24 protein-coding genes and 2 tRNA genes are annotated in these 24,668 nt (G+C 42.5%); 11 read left to right on the top strand and 15 right to left on the bottom strand.

What is annotated here, in order from left to right; all coding sequences use genetic code 11:
* Positions 1–33: 33 nt before the first annotated feature.
* The 3 genes from IEE84_RS00220 to IEE84_RS00230 form a co-directional block, all read right to left on the bottom strand.
* Positions 34–528: a DNA polymerase III subunit chi gene (locus IEE84_RS00220; protein WP_191114478.1), complete on the bottom strand. Its 495-nt coding sequence runs from the start codon at positions 526–528 to the stop codon at positions 34–36.
* Between the two features lie 7 nt (positions 529–535).
* Positions 536–2,191, bottom strand: coding sequence for a leucyl aminopeptidase (locus tag IEE84_RS00225; protein ID WP_191114479.1), 1,656 nt, complete (start codon positions 2,189–2,191; stop codon positions 536–538).
* A 225-nt stretch (positions 2,192–2,416) separates the two neighbouring features.
* Positions 2,417–3,034 carry a cysteine hydrolase family protein gene (locus IEE84_RS00230; protein ID WP_191114480.1) on the bottom strand — a complete coding sequence of 206 codons (618 nt, stop codon included), beginning with the start codon at positions 3,032–3,034 and terminating at the stop codon, positions 2,417–2,419.
* A 493-nt stretch (positions 3,035–3,527) separates the two neighbouring features.
* Between IEE84_RS00230 and IEE84_RS00235 the strand changes: the two genes are divergently transcribed.
* Together IEE84_RS00235 and lptG are read left to right on the top strand one after the other, a co-directional pair.
* Positions 3,528–4,838: an LPS export ABC transporter permease LptF gene (locus IEE84_RS00235; RefSeq protein WP_191114481.1), complete on the top strand. Its 1,311-nt coding sequence runs from the start codon at positions 3,528–3,530 to the stop codon at positions 4,836–4,838.
* A complete protein-coding gene (gene lptG, locus IEE84_RS00240) occupies positions 4,838–6,046 on the top strand; it encodes an LPS export ABC transporter permease LptG (protein ID WP_191114482.1) in 1,209 nt (402 codons plus the stop codon). The genes IEE84_RS00235 and lptG overlap by 1 nt, the downstream gene beginning before the upstream one ends.
* Before the next feature lie 114 nt (positions 6,047–6,160).
* On the opposite strand, the gene IEE84_RS00245 is transcribed toward lptG, so the two are convergent.
* Positions 6,161–6,769, bottom strand: a complete 609-nt coding sequence (locus tag IEE84_RS00245) for a class I SAM-dependent methyltransferase (RefSeq protein WP_101204678.1) — start codon at positions 6,767–6,769, stop codon at positions 6,161–6,163.
* 241 nt (positions 6,770–7,010) lie between these two features.
* Here IEE84_RS00245 and IEE84_RS00250 point away from each other — a divergent pair, with 241 nt between their 5' ends.
* Complete coding sequence (locus IEE84_RS00250; protein WP_191114483.1) at positions 7,011–7,454, top strand: PH domain-containing protein; 444 nt, start codon at positions 7,011–7,013, stop codon at positions 7,452–7,454.
* A gap of 27 nt (positions 7,455–7,481) precedes the next feature.
* Here IEE84_RS00250 and IEE84_RS00255 read toward each other — a convergent pair whose 3' ends face one another.
* The 7 genes from IEE84_RS00255 to recN form a co-directional block, all read right to left on the bottom strand.
* On the bottom strand, positions 7,482–7,847 hold the full coding sequence (locus IEE84_RS00255) for a DUF3817 domain-containing protein (protein ID WP_224737797.1): 366 nt from the start codon (positions 7,845–7,847) through the stop codon (positions 7,482–7,484).
* A gap of 68 nt (positions 7,848–7,915) precedes the next feature.
* The gene (gene xerD, locus IEE84_RS00260) at positions 7,916–8,854 is read right to left on the bottom strand and encodes a site-specific tyrosine recombinase XerD (protein ID WP_191114484.1); all 939 of its coding nucleotides are present in this window, start codon (positions 8,852–8,854) and stop codon (positions 7,916–7,918) included.
* A 66-nt stretch (positions 8,855–8,920) separates the two neighbouring features.
* Positions 8,921–9,247, bottom strand: coding sequence for a sulfurtransferase TusA (tusA, locus tag IEE84_RS00265; protein WP_191114485.1), 327 nt, complete (start codon positions 9,245–9,247; stop codon positions 8,921–8,923).
* Positions 9,248–9,339: 92 nt separating this feature from the next.
* Positions 9,340–9,834, bottom strand: a complete 495-nt coding sequence (locus IEE84_RS00270) for a hypothetical protein (protein WP_191114486.1) — start codon at positions 9,832–9,834, stop codon at positions 9,340–9,342.
* An 86-nt stretch (positions 9,835–9,920) separates the two neighbouring features.
* Positions 9,921–10,502, bottom strand: a complete 582-nt coding sequence (gene ruvX, locus IEE84_RS00275; protein WP_224737798.1) for a Holliday junction resolvase RuvX — start codon at positions 10,500–10,502, stop codon at positions 9,921–9,923.
* 50 nt (positions 10,503–10,552) lie between these two features.
* Entirely contained in the window at positions 10,553–11,116 is a 564-nt protein-coding gene (locus IEE84_RS00280; RefSeq protein ID WP_101204671.1) for a YqgE/AlgH family protein, read from the bottom strand.
* A 166-nt stretch (positions 11,117–11,282) separates the two neighbouring features.
* Positions 11,283–12,962 (bottom strand): DNA repair protein RecN, encoded by a 1,680-nt coding sequence (recN, locus tag IEE84_RS00285; RefSeq protein ID WP_191114487.1) that lies wholly within the window; start codon positions 12,960–12,962, stop codon positions 11,283–11,285.
* A 764-nt stretch (positions 12,963–13,726) separates the two neighbouring features.
* On the opposite strand from recN, the gene ppnP reads away from it, so the two are divergent.
* Both ppnP and rlmB read left to right on the top strand, forming a co-directional pair.
* On the top strand, positions 13,727–14,062 hold the full coding sequence (gene ppnP / locus IEE84_RS00290) for a pyrimidine/purine nucleoside phosphorylase (RefSeq protein ID WP_191114488.1): 336 nt from the start codon (positions 13,727–13,729) through the stop codon (positions 14,060–14,062).
* 223 nt (positions 14,063–14,285) lie between these two features.
* A complete protein-coding gene (rlmB, locus tag IEE84_RS00295; RefSeq protein ID WP_102078746.1) occupies positions 14,286–15,056 on the top strand; it encodes a 23S rRNA (guanosine(2251)-2'-O)-methyltransferase RlmB in 771 nt (256 codons plus the stop codon).
* Here rlmB and coaE read toward each other — a convergent pair.
* From coaE to pilB, 4 genes are all read right to left on the bottom strand, one after another.
* A complete protein-coding gene (coaE, locus tag IEE84_RS00300; RefSeq protein ID WP_191114489.1) occupies positions 15,019–15,705 on the bottom strand; it encodes a dephospho-CoA kinase in 687 nt (228 codons plus the stop codon). The genes rlmB and coaE overlap by 38 nt on opposite strands.
* 126 nt (positions 15,706–15,831) lie before the next feature.
* Positions 15,832–16,731, bottom strand: a complete 900-nt coding sequence (locus IEE84_RS00305; protein ID WP_191115319.1) for a prepilin peptidase — start codon at positions 16,729–16,731, stop codon at positions 15,832–15,834.
* Between the two features lie 7 nt (positions 16,732–16,738).
* Positions 16,739–17,962 (bottom strand): type II secretion system F family protein, encoded by a 1,224-nt coding sequence (locus tag IEE84_RS00310; RefSeq protein WP_191114490.1) that lies wholly within the window; start codon positions 17,960–17,962, stop codon positions 16,739–16,741.
* Positions 17,963–18,182: 220 nt separating this feature from the next.
* The gene (gene pilB, locus IEE84_RS00315) at positions 18,183–19,898 is read right to left on the bottom strand and encodes a type IV-A pilus assembly ATPase PilB (RefSeq protein ID WP_191114491.1); all 1,716 of its coding nucleotides are present in this window, start codon (positions 19,896–19,898) and stop codon (positions 18,183–18,185) included.
* 384 nt (positions 19,899–20,282) lie between these two features.
* Here pilB and tpiA point away from each other — a divergent pair, with 384 nt between their 5' ends.
* From tpiA to nusA, 6 genes are all read left to right on the top strand, one after another.
* A complete protein-coding gene (gene tpiA / locus IEE84_RS00320) occupies positions 20,283–21,095 on the top strand; it encodes a triose-phosphate isomerase (RefSeq protein ID WP_191114492.1) in 813 nt (270 codons plus the stop codon).
* 214 nt (positions 21,096–21,309) lie between these two features.
* Complete coding sequence (secG, locus tag IEE84_RS00325; protein WP_191114493.1) at positions 21,310–21,618, top strand: preprotein translocase subunit SecG; 309 nt, start codon at positions 21,310–21,312, stop codon at positions 21,616–21,618.
* 141 nt (positions 21,619–21,759) lie between these two features.
* Positions 21,760–21,843 (top strand) — tRNA-Leu (locus tag IEE84_RS00330).
* Positions 21,844–21,966: 123 nt separating this feature from the next.
* A tRNA-Met gene (locus IEE84_RS00335) sits at positions 21,967–22,043 on the top strand.
* A gap of 452 nt (positions 22,044–22,495) precedes the next feature.
* Positions 22,496–22,996, top strand: a complete 501-nt coding sequence (gene rimP, locus IEE84_RS00340) for a ribosome maturation factor RimP (RefSeq protein ID WP_191114494.1) — start codon at positions 22,496–22,498, stop codon at positions 22,994–22,996.
* Between the two features lie 135 nt (positions 22,997–23,131).
* The gene (gene nusA / locus IEE84_RS00345; protein WP_057757751.1) at positions 23,132–24,616 is read left to right on the top strand and encodes a transcription termination factor NusA; all 1,485 of its coding nucleotides are present in this window, start codon (positions 23,132–23,134) and stop codon (positions 24,614–24,616) included.
* The last annotated feature ends 52 nt before the right edge of the window (positions 24,617–24,668 follow it).

The raw sequence follows: 24,668 nt of genomic DNA on the forward strand, positions 1-24,668 counted from the left end.
CTATAAAAGGTAAGAAGAAAATAAACGGCAAAGCTATACTTTAAAGTGGGTCAGATCGTAACCTAATTGCTGGTAGGCTTTATATTTATTGCGACCTTCTTGGGTACTTGTAGCATCAGGTCGGATCAGCTCAAGAACTCGGGAGGGTTTTGAATTATTAGTAGCGGCCATAAAATCGTTGACGGGACGTATCGTCGTATTGAGCACGATACCATTAAAATCTGCTGGCATATGATTGCCTAGCAGTACAGGCGCTGATACTTCAGAAGTAGCAATGTTGCTATCATCATCGGTACTTTTATCATTAGTACCTTTATTGTCAGTATCAGAAAGACATCGATGCGGTATAAAACTCGTAGGCTCTTGTGCCCAAAGTGCCGTATCTAGATTTGATAGTAATGTCTCATCTTCAATTAAAATCAGCAAAGACTGAGCGCTTTTGTTAAGCGCCGTCTGAGTCAGCTGACAAATAAAGCCCAAGAAATCTTGGGCCTTACTCTCACTTAATACATAAAAACTAATTTTCATAAATGGATTAAGCCATCTCTGCGCTGTTTTTTAGATATTGCATAAACAATGGTACAGGACGGCCAGTTGCTGCTTTGTCTTTACCTGAATTCCATGCAGTACCAGCGATGTCTAAATGCGCCCATGCTTGACCTTCTTCAATGAAGCGCGATAAGAAGCAGGCGGCAGTTACGGCACCAGCACCTTTACCACCGATGTTTTGCATATCAGCGATTGGTGAATCAATCTGAGCTTGATACTCATCATCTAAAGGCATATGCCAAATTAGGTCACCTGATAGGTTGCTAGCATTTTCTAAATCAAACAGGACATCTTCATCATTACTAAATACAGCTGAACGCACATGGCCTAGCGCAACCACACAAGCGCCAGTCAAAGTAGCAACATCGATGATGGCTTTTGGCTGATAACGCTGCACGTAGCACAAGGTATCTGCTAGTACTAAACGACCTTCAGCATCAGTATTCAAGATTTCAACTGATTTACCATTCATCGCTTTAACGATATCGCCTGGACGCGTGGCATCACCTGATGGCATGTTTTCAGCACAGGCTAGCGCACCAACGACGTTGATTGGTAGACGAGCTTCGCACAACGCTTTGATTGTACCAAGTACTGATGCCGAACCACCCATATCAAACTTCATCTCGTCCATCGCCGCACCTGGCTTGATTGAGATACCGCCTGAATCAAAGGTCACGCCTTTACCGACTAATACGATAGGTGCGTCGTCATTAGTTGCTTGTGCATTGTCATTGCTATTTTTACTTACATTTTTAGCTGACTTTTTGGTTGGTAGTTTATCGGCCAGTGCCTTTAGACTACTTACTTTTGCGTTGCTAGTGGTTTGCTCGGTAGTGCCTGCATTTGAACTAAATTCTGATTTACCACGGTACTCCATGAGTACCAGCTTACCTTCTTTGGTAGAGCCTTGTGCAACGGCCAAGAAGCAATGCATACCTAACGCTGACATCTCGTCCTCACCTAGTACTTTCACGGTTAATAGATCAGGATACGTTTTTGCAAGCTCTTGAGCTTGTTCAGCCATGTAAGCTGGGAAGCAAATATTGCCAGGCTCATTGGCCACATCACGAGTGAGGCTCTGACCAGCAAATACTGACTGAGCAAATGCTAGCGCAGGCTGTAGTGACTCATCAGCTAACAGATAAACATCAGTCAATACAGGCATGGCTTGCTCAGATTTATATTTGTCAAAGCGGTAGCTTGCTGCCAGTAGATTAAGGGCAAATTGACCAAAGTGATTTTCTTCCAGTGCATCACCCAAGGCGACAGTGATAGAAGACACACGCTTTTGAGTGCTGCTATAGATAGTATTGGCGATTTTTTGCAGCACTGTGTTATTGAACTTATCAGTGTTACCCACACCGACCAACAGCAGTTGAACAGGGTTTTGCTTAGTGGTTTTTTTATCACCTGCCAGCGCATAATCAGCAACAGTCTCACAGGTAGTACCCTTGAAATGCGATACTTCAATCAACTGCTCAATACGAGTGGTATATTCGGTCAGCACAGATTCAGCCAGAATATTTTTCTTGTCATCGACTAAAACAACCAGACAAGCATCGTCTTTACTTTTGGCTTCTTTTTTCAGGATTTTCTGCGTATGAGTCTTTGGTAAATGCTGAGATAATTTGATATTCATATAGTTATCCTTATTAGAATTATGAAAACTGCAGGATTTGTATGACTGCTTATACCTGTCAGATTATTAGATTGTTTGGTCTATCGAGCAATCACAGTAGTGTAGCATATTGCGATAATCGTGCGCAGTTAGCAAGTCTTGAGTGATACGTTTGAATTATTATGCTGTGCTAACTTGCGCTATGGTTTAGCGGTTACATTATCATTTTTCGATGAGGCCAACATACTAGCCATTGACCAATTCATCGGTCGTTACCATCGAGGCAAATCTGTCTTGTAGTGCGGCCATGGCAGTATCATGCATGATTTCAGCGCTTATCGGTTCTCTTGTAGCGCTAGGCAGGTCGCGAGTGGCACAGGCATCGTGACAGACGAAACTATCAAAACCTAAATCAAATGCGGCGCGGACGCTTGAGCTGACGCACATATGACTCATAAAACCTGCAAAAATAATCTGCTTCTTTTCTGCTGCTGAAATCAGTGATTGTAATTGCGTATCATAAAAGGCATTCGGATGCTTTTTGGCAATTACTGTTTCGCCATCTTGAGGCTGCAACTGTTCGACTATCTCAACGTTAGCTGATAGAGGATCAAAGACATTGCCATTCTCGGCACCATGATGGGTAATGTGGAAGATAGGTAGATCTTGCTGACGCGCTTTATCGATTAGTCGGCGTGCATTGGCGATGGCTTTTGCCCCAGCGTCCCCTAATGGCATAGCGCCATCGACATATTCATTTTGATAGTCGATAAGAACCAGCGCGCTATTTGACCAGTCAAGCGCATCGAATGTGCCGCCAGCGAGTTCAAGTAGGGTAGAGGGTGTAGAGGTCGTTTTATTCATTAGTATTATTCTCCGTTTAACAATATAAGTATATTTTTCTATCAGTCAGTCTAGCAATTAATAATAGAGATAAATGTTTGATGATACGAATGACAAACAAACCTTTCTAAAATAAATAAAGCAAAAACTTAGCGCCATAAATCCTATTAATGTGATGTAATTTGAGGTTTTAGCAATTATTTATCCAATAATTGCTATATTTGTTACTTACTGTCAATAATGCGCTCTCAGCAAGGTGTAGGTAATGTTTTCAAACACATTTCACAGCCATTTTTAGGCAAAACATGCTAGCATTAGCGGTTATATCTGTCGCTTGTGTTTATTGAGTATGACTAACCAGTCGCTTAGTAACGTTTACCGTTATTTGAGTATTTAAATGACTCATATCATGCTGGTGATATGTCGTCGTATGACCTAGATATTTAATAAGCTCATCATCAATCGCGCGCATACCAACCGTTTAAGAGTACCCATTGTGATATTACGCCGCTACATGACACAACAAGTTGCCTCGACCACTGCCTTAGTGTTGGGGTTTTTGGTAGTGATGATGCTCGGCGGTCGTTTGATACGCTATTTTGGCATCGCTGCTGAAGGTCGTTTAGACGTCAGCCTACTGTTTACGATCATTGGGTACAACCTACCGTATTTTTTAGAGCTCATCTTACCGTTAGCATTCTTTATTGCTTTGATGCTGGTATTTGGTCGCTTATATGTTGATCAAGAAATGGCAGTGATTAATGCTAGTGGCGTATCTCGAGGTAAGCTTGCTCGATTGATGACACCATTAATATTGGCATTGTTCGTTGGTGAAGCGGCGCTATCTGTCGTTGGCAAACCTTGGGGTGTCCGTTCGTCTGAGGCTGTTTGGCAGCAGCAAGCATTGACCAGTGCATTTGATTTGATTCGTCCGAACGAGTTTATCAGTAGCGGTAATTACCATTTATACGTGGGTAGTCTCAGCGATGATAAGAAAAAGTTGCAAGATGTCATATTAATCCAATCTGAACCTGCGAAAAAAGGTAGTGCTGCTGGAAGTATCGATGCCAATGCTACTGATATGAATAACAGGATTGATAATGAGACAGCCGAACAAATTGGCATCTCTGACATACCAAAAGATATTATAAATAGCGGTGCGAAGGACATTAGTAAAGACACCATTACGCTGGCTAAGCGTGCTGAGCAAGTAGATACCGGCAATAGCGGCGTGACTCAGTTGGATTTGTTCCAAGGACGTCGTTACGAAGTTGGCGCAGGCAGTCTGAAATATAATCAAGTCGCTTTTGATCGTTATCGCATCACCTTGACTGAGACTTCACAGGAAGTTATCACCGAAGACAATATCGAAACGCAAAAGATTGGACCATTGTGGCAAGCCGCCACGAGTAGCTCACCATCAGGCACGAATAATGCAATGCGCGCTGCACAAGGTGAGCTTGGCTACCGTTTGGCGCTACCATGGCTGATGATTATCGCGCCTATGTTGGCTGTGCCACTGGCGCAAGTACGTCCACGTCAAGGACGTTGGCTGCGCTTGTTTCCTTCTATCTTATTATTTGTCAGCTGTGCATTAGGTATCATCTCGCTAAAAAACGCAGTGAGCAAAGACAGCATCAGCGTATGGGCGTATGCATGGCTCATCTTAGGGTTTATGGCATTGGCGCTTTATATGAATTGGGGTAGCCGCGTGCAACATCGATTGCGCTTTCGCAAACAAGAAAATAGGCTAGCCGCTGCCGCAACTAACTCAGTTAGCGACATCGATAATCAGAACAATAGCTCACAAGGAGGGCAGTCTTAATGCGCTCTTTATTTGCTAAGTCAGACAAGTCTGTTCCATTGGCCAAAAAACCTGCCAATTTAAAAGTCCTTAGTCGTTATGTCAAACTCAACGCTCTATTGGCTATTATCGCTGCCATTATTGGTTTGTGGGCATTACAGCTGATTTTCTCTTACTTATCAGAGCTTGATTCGTTAGACGATAACTACACCATGGGCGAGGCGCTCAAATATATCTTTTATCGCTCGCCTTACTTTTTAGAGCAATTTATTCCAACGGGTGCGCTATTGGGGGCTGTCATAGGATTGGGCTTGTTGGCTAATAAAAGCGAGCTAGTAGTTATGCGCGCGGCTGGGGTCAGTATCTATCGTATCGTCGGTTGGGTATTGCAGCCCGCTTTGATATTTGTACTGTTGGCATTGGCTATCAATCAGTTCGTCCTACCGTCTTCTAACCAGTTAGCAAAACAGATTAATGATGAAGACAGCACCTCACTGGTCACATCAGTACGCGGCTACTGGACGATACAGCCACGATTCGAAACCGCAGAAGATGGCAGTGCCACACCTGATGGTAGCGACATTTTATATATCGATTATGCTGATGTCGCGGGTAATATTGGTGAGGTGAAACGCTGGCATTTGGATAACAACGGTAATTTGCAAACCGCTGTCCATGCTGAAGGTGGAAAGTATACTGGCCGTGAACCAATTGATGTGAACAGTGAAAAGCCAAGTGAGCAGTATCGTTACGAGTGGCAGTTAAACGATATGGTTAAGCTCTCTATCAATCAGGGTTTTGAGAGTAGCCAAGCTATTTCACCATCAGATACGTTAAGCTTACCCTTTGCCCCAGAATCTGTGTATCTACTGACGCGTAAGGCAGAAGATTTATCATTGACGCAGCTGTATGAGCATCGTACGTTTATGCGCCAACAGGGCAATCGCTCTTTAGATCATGAAGTCGCATTTTGGCAAAAGCTACTATCGCCATTATCGATATTGTCGCTAGTGATTGTCGCTTGCTCATTTGTCTTTGGCTCGCTACGGACGCACAGCTTAGGCTTGCGTATCGTCGTGGCATTGTTGTTTGGTCTGCTATTTAGCTATATTCAAGACCTAGTTGGTTTTGTATCGCTAGCCACAGGCTTTTCACCAATGCTTATGGTGCTATTACCGATTATCGGCAGCGCGCTATTGGGTGGATATTTGATAAAACGCCAGATGTAGAAGGACAGTTGGTCCTACCAAGTAAAAAGCACGCTAAATCTAATTTAGCGTGCTTTTTTATGTCGATTTCAATCTCAATATGAATAACTGAGACTTAATCAGGCAAAGCTAAAACTAGTCTTTGGTCGCCATCGTAATCGTATAGGTTTTACCTTGTTTGATTTTATCGCTATTGCCAAACACTTCGGTAAACGAGCGCTTCACAAATTGGCGTAGGCCATTGATGGTCACGACATAAAAACGGCCACCTTTACGCATGCGTGCATAGGCATCGAGGAAGTATAAATAATGCTGCTCTTTACCGACTTTGGCTGGCAAGTTTGACATCACAAGGCTAAAGTCTTTGTCTTTTGCCACATGATTAAAGCCATTTGATAAATGCACATCGACATTGTTTAGACCATTTTTCTCACAGTTACGGCGTGCGTATTCTACCGCCATAAAGTCTTTATCAATCAGCGTATGCTGACCATTTGGACATTCACGTGCTGCCGTCATACCAAGTACACCATAACCACAGCCCAAATCGATCGAGTCATCATCCTGCTCAAAATCCACATAATCAAGCAGCATCAAGCTACCGTCATCGAGCTTTTGCGGTGAAAAAATGCCCCACGTGGTCGCAAAATCAAACGGCTTACCCAGCACTTCTTGGCGAAAGTTAATGTCTTCGCGCCAGTGTTCGGCGTTTTTTAGTAGGTCAGCAGGTGGTCTATGGCTCATGAGATTCTCGGATAATAGATAGGTAAAAGGTAGTGCGCAGCCCAGTTAGGCAGCATGTACATCATGACGCACTTTAATAAGGGTATTGTAACGAGAAAAGGATGGGTTTGCAGCTATCTATTTCTAGAACTGCATTTTGCTGTATCGCAAAAATTTTTAAGAAAAAATGCTAGAGATATTAGATAAGAGGTATCGCTTAATATAGAATCGAATTTAACCTAATAGTCGCTAAGTATTATTTATGCCAGACATTATATTCGTATCTAAAGTAGACTTCTGGCTCGCACTGTTACTTTGGAGTTTGAGTTTATTTACTGTGTTTGTTCCATTATGGCAGTGGCAGCGAGGTGCTCACAAATCCCTCATACAAACTATATTAATGACGGTTATTCTCATACCTTTTGCAGCACTAATGCTCATCCCTTTTTTCGGTACTAAGTACATATTAACGAATGACCAACTACAAGTAGATAGTGGGTTCTCTGTTCAAAAAATTGAGATTACAGATATCACCTATATTACGCCGACTCGAAGTATGAGTTCTGCGCCAGCACTATCACTGGATAGAATTAAAATAGAATATCGGAACAAAGAAGTATTGATATCACCGAAAGATAGAGCAAGTTTTTATCAAGAAATACGAGCACGTAATCCCAAAATAGTGATAGATACAGCAGGCGAATAGAATGGTATTATCGTTAGCCGGATTCAGTTATACATCGTTCCTGATATTGAGTTTTTTTTGAAACCACTCCCCCAAACTCTTCTTTAATAAATGATCAAATATAAATGGTCCGAATGGCAAAAACGAGCCGAGCACCCCCGCAGGTAGCGCCCACAGTGGCATCTTTATTCTGCTCGCGGTGATGATTAATACCATGACATAAGCAACGAATAATACCCCATGCACTGGACCGACATAGCTTACTGCTTCTGGAATATCGAACATATACTTGAGTGGCATCGCGATACCAAGTAACAATAGAAAGGAAGTACCTTCTAAATAACCCATGATAGTAAGATTTCTGAGTGCAAAGTTTTGACTCTTTGTTAAGGTAGAAGGTTGAGCTTGCGACACAATATATTCCTCTTACAATCATCAATAATATTAGATTTCAATGCTGCCCATATAGCAATATGGTAAGGCTACCCACGTGGATGATGCTCGGCATGCAATTTCTGCAATCTTGCCGTTGCTACATGAGTATAGATTTGCGTGGTTGATAAATCGCTATGTCCTAGCAATAACTGCACACTACGCAAGTCTGCACCGTGATTGAGTAGATGCGTGGCAAAGGCATGACGTAGCGTGTGCGGGGATAATTCTTTATCGATACTGGCAACTTTGGCATACTTCTTAAGTAGATACCAAAAGTTCTGCCGCGTCATATATCCACCTTGCGCCGTCAAAAATACCGCTTGGCAATTGCCTGATTTCAAATGGGCAATCAAATCGCCACGTCCATGAGACAGATAATCTTCCAATGCATCCGCTGCATATTCGCCGAGGGGCACCAGTCGCGTTTTGTTGCCTTTACCCGTAATTTGTAGCCAGCCTGAGTTTAGATTCACTTGCTCTAATGAGAGGTTAATCAACTCACTCACTCGCAAACCGCAGGCGTATAAAACTTCTAGCATAGCTTTGTCACGCAGTCCAAGTGCCGTACTGGTATCAGGTGCGGCAAGTAGATTATCGACATCCGATTCAGCTAAGTCTTTTGGCAGCGGACGACCTAGCTTTGGGCTTTTAATACGCTCACAAGGATTATCCTCACGCAGATTGCTGGCAATCATCCATAAATAGAACTGACGCAAGCTTGAGAGCATGCGTGCTTGGGTACGTGGAGTTTTGCCATCTTTAGCAAGCAGGGACAGACAGTGCAGCACATCATCAGGCTGCCAGCGTGTCAGGGCGATAGAATTGGTCAGCTCGCAAGAGCGTAGGTCACGGACGTACGCATTACGAGTACGCGTTGCTAGACCGCGCGCCAGCATAGCTTGACGAAACTCAGTCATATAAGCTGGCTCATCATCGACCGCTAATGCTTTAGGTTGGCGTTGTTGCACGGCACGATCACGGCTCATAGGATAATACTCAGGTAGGGGTTAAGTGAGCGATGACAGACAGTCATTAATATAACGTCAAACCTATCATGCCATTTTTTTCTTAACCAGATAGCGATATAGCGTCACGCTTGCAGGCGTATTATCATCGCTATCGATGGTGATTTCATCAGGATCAGCATCTAAGTTTACGTTTTCAGCCAATGTTTCTTGACCGATTAGCTCATGACCCAAATGACGACAGAAATTCGGAATGTCGCGCGTGGTAGCAGGATCTGTCGCCAATATCTCAATCACTTCACCGCCATCTGCCTTTCGAATGACGCGGTGTAGCATCATGACCGGCTCAGGACAGATCAGCCCTTGAGTATCTAAGTGATGGTGGATAGGCGTGTCTGGTATCGAAGTGGTCATAGTCATTATCGTAAAACTAAATAAGTGGGTTTAAGGACAAGTAGGGTAAGTAGTTTGCTTAAGTGCTTATCGCGGCGTACTTTGTAGATCATCTATGCTTCAGTACTTTCAGCCTCTTCGTCGGCATCAGGCGTATCAGCTATTTCTAAAAAGTTAAAAAACCGCTTAAAGCTTACTTTAAATAAGAATGCCACGCCTAGCCAACAAGATAGTCCTAACCATGCAGTATCGGCAAAAATTAATCCACCAACCAATATAATGGTTGATACACCAATACTCATGGCAATCATCGATGGCTGATTTAAGCGATAACGATAAACGACCAATGCATCATAAATAGTAATGGGTATCGTGAGGGCTACTAAGGCATAGGGTAAATTGTAAAATAACTGATAAAGCAGCTGGTTATCATGGAAAGCTTTGATACTAGCAATCGTGCCAAAGACCACAAATGCAAAAACAGCCGCATAAATGAGATAAATCGCTATTTGGTTGGCACGTTGTGCGCCTTTAATACGGGCAATAGCAAGTGGAGCAAAACCATGCTGTGACTTATGTTGCGAAGATTGGTCTGAGACAGTGGTCATAGTAATCAGTCATTTATCCGTTGAGAGGTATGATGTATCGAAGTGACATTATAGCCGCACACGTGTCTTTTACCTATTTGGCTGCTTTATTCTGCTTTGATTGCATCGATAGCGATACTACTATTAGGATCAGCAAAATAGGTCGACATCAGAATACAAGCGGAGATATCATCGATTGGGTCGCGTTCGTTTTTGATCCAACCATTGTCCCATGCGATTTCTCTTGCTTCGATGGAAGTCAGCCGCTCATCACACAGTGATACGGTCACTGGCAAATGCTGCTCCATTACTCTATGGGCCAGACGACGAGCGAATTTGTGTGCTCGTTTTGAGAGCATAGAGCTAGTGCCATCCATATTAAGCGGTAGACCGACCACGACTTGCGTCACGCCCCAAACTTTGATGATACCAATTAGATTGTCCCAATCTGGCTGACCGTTATTCATTGCCAAAATATCAAAGGCACGCGCCGTCTGCGTAATGGTATTACCGAGCGCCATACCCATCTTTTTGACACCGTAGTCTAGCGCCAAGATAAGATGCGGCTTTACTTCTAGCTCAATAGTTTCAGCAGTGCTATTACTATCGTTATCGAGAGTATCAAATCCACTTTCAATGTCATTATCTATAGCGTCTGTGCTACTGGCTGTAAAAGTACTATCTACCATAGTAATGGGTGTCCTTTATTTCTTTATCTAAATTCGCAGAGCGTATGATATTACGCATGACCTATGTCACTACTAAGATAGTCGAAATTGACTCCGATTTTGTCGGCTGCGATTTGCCAGCGTTCTTCAAACGGGGTATCAAATAATAAATTCAGATCAGCAGGGCAGACTAACCAATCACCATTACTCAGCTCTTGGTCTAGCTGTTTTTTGCCCCAGCTGGCATGACCTAGGCACAGCTGATAGTGACCGACGCCTTGACCTGCGGCAATACGCTTTAGAATATCTTGGCTAGTCGTGATGCAAACATTTTCTGAAATAGCAAAAGAAGATGCCCATTCTGGCTGACCAGTATGCAGCACAAAGCCGACCTCAGGATACATAGGGCCGCCCTCTAATGCCACATCTTCCATCACCTGCGGATTGGTCACTTCAATGTCTAAATCTTCTAGCAGCTTACCTACGCGAGATTGCTCAAGCGGACGATTGACCATCAGACCTAGCGCACCATGCTTGTCATGACGGCAAATATATATAAGTGCCTGCTCAAACCTCGGGTCTGACAGTTCTGGTGCTGCGATCAAAAAATGATGGGTCAAATTGGTTTTAGACATAGAAACAAACGCAACCTAATAATAAGGGTGAAAGACCACTATATGGTGATAATCAACAGAAAAGCAAGATTCGCACCAATTGCTACTGACCATCATACATACTCAGCTAACCATCCGTTTTGATGCAAACGAACGATTATTTAACGTTAGATAGGTCAGATAAGCGTTACTTAACATCGGATAATAAACTGCGGGCATGATCGCGTGTGACATCGGTAATAATGACACCACCAGACATACGTGCTAACTCGTCTACTTGCGCACTGTTGGTCAGTATGAGTAGCTCGCTTTCGGTCTGTTCTTGATGGTGCTTTTGTACCAAGATATGTTGATGCGCTTGTGCCGCGACTTGCGCTTGGTGCGTAATAGCTAACAATTGCTGTGTTTGCCCAAGTGAACGTAGCAGTTCACCAACCACTTGCGCAGTACCGCCACTGATACCAACGTCGACCTCATCAAATACCAACATAGGCTTGGCGGCATTGTTATCAGCATTGGTCGCTTGTAAGACTTGCATCACGAGCGCCATACGTGACAGTTCACCACCTGAGGCGATTTTGTGTAGAGGCTGCATTGGCATACCAACATTGGCACTAAACAATAAATCAATATCGAAACAACCTTGGGCATTGTACTGACTAGGTTCAGCTTTCTTAGTAAAAACAAATTCACAGCGAGCATTAGGTAGCGCAAGTGGTTGTAGCTGTTTGATGAGTTGCTTACTGATTATCGGGGCAGCTTTTGCGCGCTCTTTATTTAACTGTGTGGCCAGAGCGAGATAGTCTTGCCAAGCCTGCTCAATTTGCGCTGCCATTGCATCACTACTTGGCTCGTTCTCTAGCTGCTCTAATTGCGCTTCCCAGCCTTTTGCTTCATCAATTAAATCACTCGCTGGCAAGCTATGCTTACGTGACAGACGATGTCCTAAGCTGATTAGGTTGTCTAGTGTTTGCAAACGTTCAGGATCAGGTAGCTGCTGTTCGGCGTAATCTGATAGCAGGGCAGTTACCTCAGTAATTTGCTGCTGTGCTAGATGGAGCTGTTCAGAAGCTTGTTCAAACGTTTGACTGACGCTTACTTGGTTGTCACAGAGTTTAATCGCTTGTCCGAGCAAGGTCATGACGTCTGGCTCATCGGTATCATTGTCGAGCAAATGCAGACCATGACTGGCCTCTTGCATTAGGGCTTCAATGTTGGAGAGCTCTTCGTGTTCAGATTCAACTTCTGCGTAGTCCACAGCCAATAACGGCGCAATATCTGCTAATTGACTCTCCAACAACTGAATACGATCTTGACGCTGGGCTTCGCGGCTCGCGATGTCATCTGCGCGACGTTTTAGCTGCTGATAGGCTTGATAGCTACTGGCAGTTTGGTTAGCTAACGGTGCTATCTGTGCCATCTCATCGAGCCATTGCACCACAAATTGCGGCTTAAGCAATGCTTGCTGAGCATGTTGGCTATGTATATTGACCAGTAAAGTGCCTAAACTCTTTAGCTCCGCTAAGCTAACCGGTGAACCATTTAACCATGCTTTTGAGCGACCAGTATTGCTTAATTGTCGACGAATAAGTACTTCAGGCTCTTCTAGCGGTCGATCATTTTTGGTAAACCACTCAGCGACGACACTGTTATTTTCTACATCGAATTGAGCGTAAATATCTGCATGCGCAGCGCCATGCCTGACCATCGCACTGTCTGCTCGTTCACCGACACATAATGATAGTGCATCTAGCAATAACGACTTGCCAGCACCTGTTTCACCAGTGATGACATTAAAACCTTCAGCCACGCTCAGCTCATGCTGAGCAATCAACGCAAACTGATGTAAAGTTAACGATACTAGCATCAACGCCTCTCAGGACAGACAATGGACATCATATAAATCTTAGGAAGCCATCTATAAATAGGGTAAATAAGGAAGTGGAAATATCTATTTAAACTTGCTAATTAGATAAATATTGTAGGCAAATAGTATGGTGTTAAATGTGCGTAAATACAAACTTTAAGACGAGGTATAACAGAATTTATTATTGGCAGATTACCATAAAACTATCAAAAACTGACAATAAATCATCAACATAATACCTATAATGTTAATCATTAGGGTTATTGAATATCTAAAGATAAGTATAGTATGCAAAGAAGTATTTTGACTGATAATTATAAAAACATACCTAAGTTAGTGGCCTAGCATCCGCCTAGAAAAATACTAAATAAATATTAAATGAGCGAATGGATACTTGCCATCAAATAGAATTTTCCTAGCCGCTTTAACAAACTTTATAGATATAATGTGGTAGCATAATCTCACATAATGATAAACTCTTCTTATGAGTTTGATGCGCGATACAACCTAATAACGAGTCATAATTTCGTAAAATTGTAGGCGTATAGTGGTAAAAACATGCCACTCGATCATTATTCAAAAGCGTTTTCATAGAACCTGTGGCTACCTTTAGCACGCAGATATCTACTATAGAGGGGTAAGGTGCCTAAAGCAGGCGTGTTTGCTTACTGGTCGCGTATTTGAAGCCCAGTGCAACTCTGTCGGTACTTTAACCCGTTACTTATTTTTTAGTTTTGCCATAATTATTTGATAAGGAAGCCACTATGACAGCGGCGCAATTTACTAACGTAACAGTTAATGCCCAAGCGACAGTATCTTATGATGGTCGCTGCTCAAGCCATACCATTATGTTTGAGGATGGTCGCCATAAAACGCTAGGCGTTATCTTACCTTGTGACAACTTGGTTGAGTATTATCACTTTAGCACCAATACCTCTGAGCGTATTGAAATCACCAGTGGTGAGTGTGAAGTGAAGATCAATGGTGATGATGAATTCAGCTACTACCGTGCAGGTCAGTCATTTGTCGTTGAAGGCAATAGCGGTTTTAACCTACGTACTGAAGAGATTGTTCAATATGTCTGTCATCTAGAAGGCTGATATTATTAATAGGGCGCTTGAGCTTTCATTCTAGCGTCTGTCCTATCACACATTAGTGTTTCGAGAAAATAAACAATATCTGATTGGTATTGTTTATTTCTTTTTTTTGACGTTTAGTTTATTGTCCTCTCATCATCAATGAGCTATGACATTTAAAGCCGACGTTATTCTCTTTTATCCCGTCGCCTAGTGCGATGTCCACTTTATATTTAGTAGGCCTATTATGGCAAAACCCATTTATTTTTACGGCATTCATGCAATCGATGCGTTACTTGAACATCGTCCTCTTGATGGTCTTAGCTTGTTTGTACAGCAAGGGCGTGAGAGTGACAGTCATGTACAAGCTATCATGGCCGAAGCGGAAGCAAACGGCATTAGCATTCAACCAACCCAAAAAGACAAGCTAACGCAATTATGTGGCAGTCCGCAGCATCAAGGCGTGGTGCTCAATGCTCGTCCGTTAGGTTTCGCTGATGAAGGTTTGCTTGATACTATTATTGGCCGTGAACAGTGCTTATTATTGGTACTAGATCAAATCACAGATGCACATAACTTTGGCGCCTGCCTACGTACCGCAGTGGCTATGGGTGTGGATGCAGTGGTTTGTCCAAAACACCATGCAGCGAGCCTAACGCCAACAGTGGCGAAAGTATCGGTTGGCGCAGCAGAGATGATGCCGATCGTCAGCGTTACGAACTTAGCACGCACGTTGTCGCAAATCAAAAATGCAGGCGTTTTCGTATTTGGTACGGCACTTAGTGAAGAGGCTAAGCCAATACATGCCGCTGACCTAACTGGCAAGACCGCTATTATTATGGGTTCAGAAGGAGAGGGTATGCGTCGCCTGACAATGGAAAGCTGTGATGAGTTGGTTTATATTCCAATGTCAGGAAACGAGCATGGTAATCTACAGAGCCTAAACGTGAGTGTTGCTACTGGCATGGCGTTGTATGAGGTTAATCGCCAGCGAACTTTAGCTGCTGGGCAAGCGTAAGATACTCTTGGTGCAAGGGTTCTAACTGTAGATATAGAGAGGCAAGGTCGCTCTCATTGAGTATGACATTGTCTGCATGACGATTACGTTCTTCACGACTCAGCTGATTGGTCATAATGGCCTTAATTTTTTGTATGCTTTGATCATCACGCTGACTGGCACGAGCAAGCTGCGTGTCTTCGGTCGCATCCATGACCAAAATACGTTGACATAAATTGGCCAGTCCTGCCTCTGCCGCCTCTATAAGTAGAGGCGCAGACAAGATTATATACGGTGAAGTACTAGCATCTAGCTGTGCTTTTGCTGTCTCACGTATTGCTGGGTGAGTGATAGCCTCAAGCTCAATCAGCGCTTCAGGATTTGCAAATACGTGTGTACGTACCGCTGCCCTATCCATGACACCATCATCCGTCAATATCCAATCACCAAATTTTTTCTGGATTTTTTGCAGAGTGGCGCTACCTTTAGCGACAATCTCATGGGCGATCACGTCTGCATCAATGATATCAATGCCTTGCTCAGAAAACCAAGCACTAGCGGCAGATTTGCCACTACCGATACCACCCGTCAAACCAACCACAAGCTTCTTATTTTTTGGTTGCGTGGTTTGTGGTTGGTGTGAATAAGAGTGTGATGTATTTTTTGACATAATAATGGCTTATCTGACAGATAGAACAATGAATGCAGCTTTAAACTCACAATCGGCCTTTTGAGGCTTTATTTATAAGTCACTGCCGAAAATTTACTACAATAATCTAGTGTACGCTGTCAGTTATTAGACATACATACCGAGATACCAGCTGACGATATCTGAGCCGTATAATAAGGCAACAATACCTGCAATAGCGATATAAGGTCCGAAAGCGAAAGGTCGGCTTTCACCCTGTTTTCTCATCAAGATTAGCCCAACGATAGAGCCGAGTAAAGATGATAGTAGAATAATCAAAGGTAACATCATAGGTCCAAGCCAAGCACCTAACACTGCTAGTAGTTTAAAATCCCCTTGACCCATTCCATGTTTCTTAGTAATTAAATAGAATACCTTGACTACTATCCATAGCGATAAAAACCCAAGTAGTAATCCCCATATCGACTGTGCTGGTGTGACAAACCAGCTTTGTGAATTCACCGCCAACCCTAAGCCTGCCAATGGAAAGGTGAGACGATCAGGTAGTAGCTGTGTGTCAAAGTCGATACCTGTTAGAGCTACCAATGTCCATACTAAAACCATTGCGGACAAACCTGTAGCGTTTACCCCAAACTTATATATTACTAATACGGATAGGATGGCAGTTACTAGCTCAACGAGAGGATAACGCAGACCGATAGCCGCTTTGCAGCTTGAACAGCGTCCACGTAATAACAGCCAACTTATTAAAGGGATATTTTCATACCACTTAATTTTATGTGCGCAATGAGGACAGCGTGAGGCAGGTCGACTTAAAGTAATTGGTTGGTCAGTAGCGACAATATTTGCTATAGGTAGCGTATGCTCGCGTGGCATATCTGCCTGTTCAGACATAAATTGGCTACACTCTTGTCTCCAACCATAGACCATCATCAGCGGTATGCGATGAATCACAACATTTAGAAAACTGCCAACGCAAAGACCTAATAGGCCAAATACGAATAAAGCTAGGGTACTGTTCTCTTGTAGTAACTGTATAAATTGCATCAAATCATTATCCTACTACTGAGCCCATCTGGAAGATAGGCAAGTACATTGCGATGACTAGACCACCAACTAATACACCTAATACTGCCATAATTAACGGTTCCATCAAGCTAGTCAAACCATCAACCGCATTATCAACTTCATTTTCATAGTAGACAGCGACTTTATCTAGCATCTCTTCTAAGCTACCAGACTCCTCGCCAATACCAACCATCTGAATGACCAGGCTCGGGAATAAGTTGGTCGAGCGTATGGAAAACTGTAATTGCTGGCCAGTAGATACATCATTTTTGATCTGTTGAGTCGCATTGTAGAACACAACGTTATTGGTCGCACCTGCAGTAGAGTCTAGGGCATCGATAAGCGGCACACCAGCGGCAAAAGTTGTAGATAGTGTACGAGAAAAGCGTGCAATAATCGCTTGATAGGCAATGTTGCCAAATATCGGAGCTTTAAGTACAGCACGGTCTAAAAAGTCACGGAATTTCTTAGATCGTTTTTTAGCTTCTGAGAAGCCAACGATTGCACCGCCGATAGCAATAATAAGGATAAACCACCATGCTTGCATCCATTCGGACATACCAACAACCATTTGCGTAAACGCTGGTAGCTCTGCACCAAATGAGCTAAATAAGTCAGAGAAAACAGGTACTACTTTTATCAACAGAATCATGGTGACAATGATAGCAACCACAATAACGGCAATAGGATACTTCATTGCTTTTTTGATTTTTGCTTTTAGTAGCTCACTCTTTTCTTTGTAAGTAGCGACTCGTTCAAGCATCGTCTCAAGTGCACCTGATTGTTCACCAGATTCGACGAGGGAGCAGAATAAATCATCAAAGTAACGAGGATGTTTGCGCAATGCAGAGGCAAAGGTACCACCTGCTTCAATATCTGCTTTGATTTGCAATACTAAGTCTTTCATACTCGGATTATCGAGGGAGTCGGCGACAATTTCGAAAGACTGGGTTAAAGGTACGCCCGCTTTCATCATTGTTGCTAGTTGCCGAGCAAAAATAGCAATATCAATGGCTTTAATGGCTTTTTTGAAGGTATAAAGTGGTTTTGGTTTTTTCTTAATCCCTTTAACCGTGATACCTTGTTTACGTAGGGTCGCTTTTGCCAGCTCTAAGCTACGACTGGTAGTTTCGCCCTTAACTTTCTGCCCGCGTCGGTTTACACCATCGTAAACAAAATCTAACAACATATCGGTCTTAGCTTTTGCCATATTACTACCCTCAAAATTGTCCAATATATATTGTAAATTTACAACAAAATACCAGACTTGAAATATTAGTCAGGCATACTTTATTTTAGCGTAAAAAACCAGTGTTTATCTGTTTTATTTTTAAAGTTATACGATAAAGAACATTGCTAGTTTATAACTTTTCTAGCAACCAAAAGTCAAGATGCTAAGAAATAGCAGATACATTCTACGTTTTTATTTATTATTCAGAAGTTACTCGCATCATTTCTTGAATACTTGTGACACCTTGCAACACTTTTAAAATCCCAGAACGACGCAAATCACGGAAACCATTTTTAATGGCAGCGTCTTTGATATCTATTGCATTTCCGTCTTCCATAATAATTCGTGAAATATCAGGGCTCACTTTCATGACTTCATAAATACCTACACGACCTTTATAACCTTCACGGCATTCGTTACAGCCTACTGGTTCATAAATGATATTATCAGTGTTATCTAAATCAGTATCGGTAAAACCAATCTCTAATAAGCTCTGACGCGGAATGCTAATAGGCTTTTTACAGTTCTTGCAGAGACGTCGTGCCAATCGTTGGGCAATAACTAGGTTGACTGATGTGGCAATGTTGAAGGAGGCGACGCCCATATTGCGTAGACGCGTTAATGTTTCAGGTGCCGAGTTGGTATGCAAGGTAGAAAGAACCATATGACCTGTCTGCGCCGCTTTAATAGCAATCTCAGCAGTCTCAAGGTCACGAATCTCACCGACCATGACAATATCAGGATCTTGACGTAAAAAAGACTTGAGCGCATTGGCAAACGTCAGACCAACTTTGGCATTGACATTGACTTGGTTAATCCCTTCAAGGTTAATTTCGACTGGATCTTCAGCTGTTGAGATATTGGTTGCGCCAGTATTCAAGATATTGATACCAGTGTAAAGGGAGACAGTCTTACCAGAACCAGTAGGGCCAGTGATAAGCAACATGCCTTGTGGTTTGTGTAATGCTTCTAAAAACATTTCTTGCTGATCTGGTTCATAGCCCAATGCATCAATACCTAGCATGGCTGATGATGGGTCAAGGATACGCAAAACAAGCTTTTCACCGAATAACGTCGGTAATGAGTTTACCCGGAAATCAATCGCTTTATTTTTAGAAATTTTTAGTTTAATACGCCCATCTTGTGGTACCCGACGTTCTGAGATATCCATCTGAGACATGACCTTTAAGCGTGCTGCAATTTTATTCGCAAGTTGAACCGGTGGATTGGCCATTTTTTGCATGACGCCATCGACACGAAATCGTACTCTGAAAGATTTTTCGTATGGCTCGAAATGTAAATCAGAAGCACCCATACGGATAGCATCGACTAGCATTTTATTGACGAATTTTACGACAGGTGCTTCATCGACGCCGTCGTTCAGCTGAGTTTCGCCATCCTCTTTATCTTCATCACCGTCTTCAAAGCCAACATTCAAATCACTATCAGAGAAGCTATCAAAGCTTTGCATCGTATCTGCATATGCACTTTCTATACGCTTTTTGAGCTTATTTTCTTCGACAACAATGGTTTCTATCGACAGTCGAGAATTAAAGGCTATTGCATCAATAGCATCAACGCGTGTGGGATCACTCAGCGCGACAAACAGTCGTTGTCCTCGTTTAAAGAGTGGTAATGCATTAAACTTGCGAACGATTTTTTCATCCACCAAGTCTTTTGGAATAACATCAATGTTTAATGCATCAAGATCAAATAGAGGGTCGCCGAAAGCTTGGGATAGCATTTGGGCAAGTTGATAAGCATCGGCCAATTTATTGTCTACCAGATAAGGTACCAGTCCTATTTGCTGCTGTTGCGACTCAGTCTGTGCCGTCTTCATATTCGCTTCGCTAACGACACCGTCGCTAATAAGTTGCTGCGCTAGACCACCATACTTACTGGTTGCGATAGACATTGTAACCTCTCCTTTGATACAAAATATTCTGTAGAACTGCTTTGTATTGCACGCTATATACTTGTCGTTGCTAGTCGATAACTCGCTCGAACTATCTTGCTTTGTTTATCTTATCTACCTGTAAATCTATATATAGAACTAGCAATAATATTTGATTTTATAAACTCTGTAGTATAGAACTTTACTTTAGTTTGAAAAAATTATATATACCATTAGACGACTAGCTCGTAAAAATAACGGTCTATTGATGTATTCTCTGTAGATAAGTTTGCAGAAGTGATTCTACTCATGGTGGCACGCTACTATAGCACTTACGAATTATTTGTTATACTGACGCGCATATTAGCCGAATTGGCATGAATACATGAGACAAGGTAAATAAGTATGCAAGCTTGGGTAATTGGCAATTGGAAACAGAATCCTGCGACTAACAGTGCTGTCAATGCACTATTGGACGACTTATTGACTAAAGTTAATACTGAAGAACAAGCCAACTCGCAGGCATCAGAAAACCGCTGTAAATTAATGGTAGCGCCCAGTTGTGTTCATTTAAGTACAGTGAGTACGTGTCTAGCAGATAGCTCAATACTCTGTGCCGCACAGGACGTCAGTACCTATAGTGCAAGTACAGGAGCCTATACGGGTGACTGCTCAGCACAGCAGGTAGCAGATGCAGGTGCTACTTGGACGCTACTTGGCCACTCTGAGCGTCGTCAATATCATAAAGAGTCTCATGATTGCCTGATAAGCAAATTGTCTCATGCGTTTTCTCAGAATTTAGGCGTGGTGTTTTGTATCGGCGAAACGCAAGAGCAGTACGACAATGGTCAAACACTCGACGTTATCAATGAGCAACTTTCGGTTATTAAGGATTTACTGACTCAACAGCCAGAGTTAGCATCATCGTTATCTGAAAAGCTGCTCGTCGCTTACGAACCTGTATGGGCCATTGGTACAGGTAAAGTGCCTACTGTGGCAGAAGTGAGTAAGACTCATCAGTATATCAAGCAGACGGTTGCAAGCTTTGCTGATATAACAGATACGATTACCGTGCTGTATGGCGGTAGTGTTAATGCTAATAATGCCAATAGCTTTGCTTCTGACGCTATGATTGATGGTGCATTAGTGGGCGGCGCCTCATTAAAAGCAGAGAGCTTCCTAGCGATTGCCGATGCCTTTAACCAAGCCAATGCTTAAATGAATAAATAACGCTCAGATATCAAGATCATAGCTTATAGAGAGTGTGGTTTTATCGGTTGGTAAAAGTAGGTTTAACACTACCCTTGCAATCGTGTACAATGCGCCTTATTTATATAGTCGATCTGGCATTTGATCATGCCGATTGTCATTCTATTAACCTTACGTTTTATTTTCCGTTATCAGTCGTCATTACGCGGCAAAAGAGGCCACCATGTTTACGTTTATATTAGCCCTGCATATTATTGTGGCCATTGCCATGATCGGCTTGATTCTGATACAGCATGGTAAAGGGGCAGACGCTGGAGCTTCTTTTGGTGCTGGTTCATCAGGTACCGTGTTTGGCGCAGCAGGAACTGCTAACTTCTTGACACGTGCCACGGCAGTACTAACGGTCATATTTTTTATTACAAGTATGACGCTTGCCGTTCATGCGCGTAAGCAAGCAGAAGATCAGTTTCGTCTAGATGCGCCAGTTTCAGCACCGCAAACGCCGCGTCCAATGACTCAACATTCCGAGTAAGCCTCTTTTAAGTAGGCAGCGCTTGCTATTTTGGTAGGTTAGATTTACAATGCTTTCCTGTTTTCGCAACTCCTGTTCTATAGGTGCCTACCTTAAGCATCATTGATTATAGACTGGATGATAGGAACAGAGCAGTACAATGCGATTGTGGTGGAATGGTAGACACGCCATCTTGAGGGGGTGGTGGCGAAAGCTGTGGGGGTTCAAGTCCCCCCAATCGCACCAAGTTTTACAGACGCAGCATAGCGTCAGGTTGGATTTTTAGCAGATAATACTTAATTTATAATTAATTTAAAAAAAGTATTGACACTTCTATTAAACCTCCCTATAATATGCGTTCTAGATTGATGCGGGGTGGAGCAGTCTGGTAGCTCGTCGGGCTCATAACCCGAAGGTCGTTGGTTCAAATCCAGCCCCCGCTACCACTTTTTATACTGATGTTTTGTACACTAAATTTGTCAGTACCGATTAGCCCACCATTATGTTTGTGGGTTTTTTTGTATCTAAAGGTCAGTGTTATCGCGGTATCTATCCTACTTATGCTAAGCTCTAAGTCTATAGAGTACGATATTACTCGTCACTGGTCATCATCGGCCGCTACCGGCACGATGCTTCTTAAGCAACACTATCTTTTATTCCTCATACTTTTATCGATAGTAGTGCTTTATAAATAATAAAAGCATTGTCTGGCCGAGCTTGATGTTTTTTACGCTCGTCCCTATATAAATGCACAATATGTATCATATATTTGTGATTTAAAATTATATACTGACCGTGATTCTTATCATCATAAGATTGTTATATATAGATAAGAGTTCATCTTTAATACGGTTTACTAAGTACGATAGATAAGTGAATAGGAAAATACAAAGAGATTATGAAGCTTTCGACTAAAGTTGCAGAACTGACTAATATTATTGCCCCTGCCGTGGCCGCTTGTGATGTGTCATTATGGGGTATCGAGTTTGCGCCACAAGGTCGTCGCTCTTTACTACGTATCTATATTGAGGCATTGCCAGAAGAGCAAGCCCAAGATAAACAAGTAACGATTGAAGATTGCGCGGCAGTAAACCATCAAGTAAGCGGTATTTTAGAAGTTCATGATCCTATCGCTGGTGAGTACGTTTTAGAAGTATCTTCACCTGGCTTTGACCGTGCGTTTTTCTCAGATGAGCAAATGCATGCGTATGTTGGTCAAACTGTGAGCTTGCGTCTGATTCAAGCTATCGGTACAGGCGATCAGAAACGTCGTAAAGCCACAGGTACTTTAGATAGTATTGATGAAAACTCTTTAAAACTGACGTCAAGCGATGGCGAGCAGTTTGAGATTGCATTAAGTAATATTGATAAAGCCAATTTGATTTATGAAGATGCCTAGATTTTTACTAGGGTAACTGTTTATAGATAGACAGTTTTATCTTCCAATAGCTTATGTGGCTTATAGCAACTATATAATAGCAGCACCCAAATTATAAAATTTAAGTCAATTAAAAAATGATAGGACAGGTATAGCATGAGTCGTGAAATCTTAACGGTAGTAGAAACTGTCAGTAATGAAAAGGGCTTAAATCCTGAAGATATCTTTGAAGCAATTGAAGACGCTTTGGTGGTATCGACTAAGAAGAAAGTATATACCGAGCAGCCAGAAGTGGCTGTACGAGTAGCGATCGACCGTGCAACTGGCGATTACGATACTTATCGTTACTGGACAGTGGTTGCAGATGAAGACCATGAAATGCCAGCTTGTCAGCTTGCTATCACCGATCTTGATCAGGAAGAATGGTCAATTGGTGATATTAAAGAAGAGCAAATTGAGTCAATCGAATTTGGTCGTATTGCTGCTACTCAAGCCAAACAGGTTATCATCCAAAAAATTCGTGAAGCTGAGCGTGCACTAGTTGCAGATGCTTTCGAGCCACGTGTTGGTGAGATGATGTATGGCGAAGTCAAAAAACAGACTCGTGATGGGTACATTATTGATTTGGGTGACAATGCCGAAGGTTATTTGTCACGTGATCAAATGTTGCCACGTGAACAACTACGTGCAAAATCGCGTATCAATGCGATCTTGTACCATGTGAACCGTGAAAACCGCGGTGCACAGTTATTGTTATCTCGCACGCATCCTGAAATGCTATCAGCATTGATGCAAAAAGAAGTGCCTGAGATTGCAGAACAAATTATCGAAATTCGTAACGTTGCTCGTCTGCCAGGTACTCGTGCTAAAATAGCTGTGAAGACCAACGATCATCGTATTGATCCAGTTGGCGCCTGCATTGGTATGCGTGGTACACGTATCCAAGCAGTACAGCAAGAGCTAGACGGTGAGCGTATTGATGTGGTGGTATGGTCAGATGATCCTGCCCAGTTTATCATCAGCTCTCTAGAGCCTGCTGACGTAAGCAGTATCATTTTAGATGAAGATACGCAAACAGCAGATATTATCTTTAGCACCAATGATCAATTGGCGCGTGCTATTGGCTCACAGGGTCAAAACGTACGTCTAGCGTCTGAGTTGACGGGCTATAAGCTTAATATGATGCTCGAAGAAGAGTATCAGCAACGTCAACAAAACGAATCAAAAGCGTTTATTGAATTATTCTATGAGCGCCTAGAAGTAGATAAAGATTTAGCACAGGCATTGGTTGATATTGGTTTTACCAGTATCGAAGAAGTTGCCTATGTACCAGTTGAGACTTTCTACGATATCGAAGGTCTAGACGATGAAGCGATTGATATGATTCAAGAGCGTGCTAAAGAAGTCGTCATCGCTGATGAACTGGTTAAACAACAGAACATGAAAGAGCCAAGTCAAGAGCTTCAAGAGCTTGAAGGTATGACAGTCAGTTGGGCTTATAAAATGGCGCAAAAAGACATCATTACTGTTGATGACTTGGCAGAACAAGCCGTCTTCGATCTAGAAGATATCGAAGGATTAGACTCTGAAACTGCAGGAAAACTCATCATGAAAGCTCGGGAATCTTGGTTCGATGAATAAGCGGTAACTGCATATCGCTGTCTTTTGGTGATATGCTATTGAGAATAAAGCG

Origin of the sequence: Psychrobacter sp. 28M-43 (genome assembly GCF_014770435.1) — a bacterium.
Taxonomy (GTDB): Bacteria; Pseudomonadota; Gammaproteobacteria; order Pseudomonadales; family Moraxellaceae; genus Psychrobacter.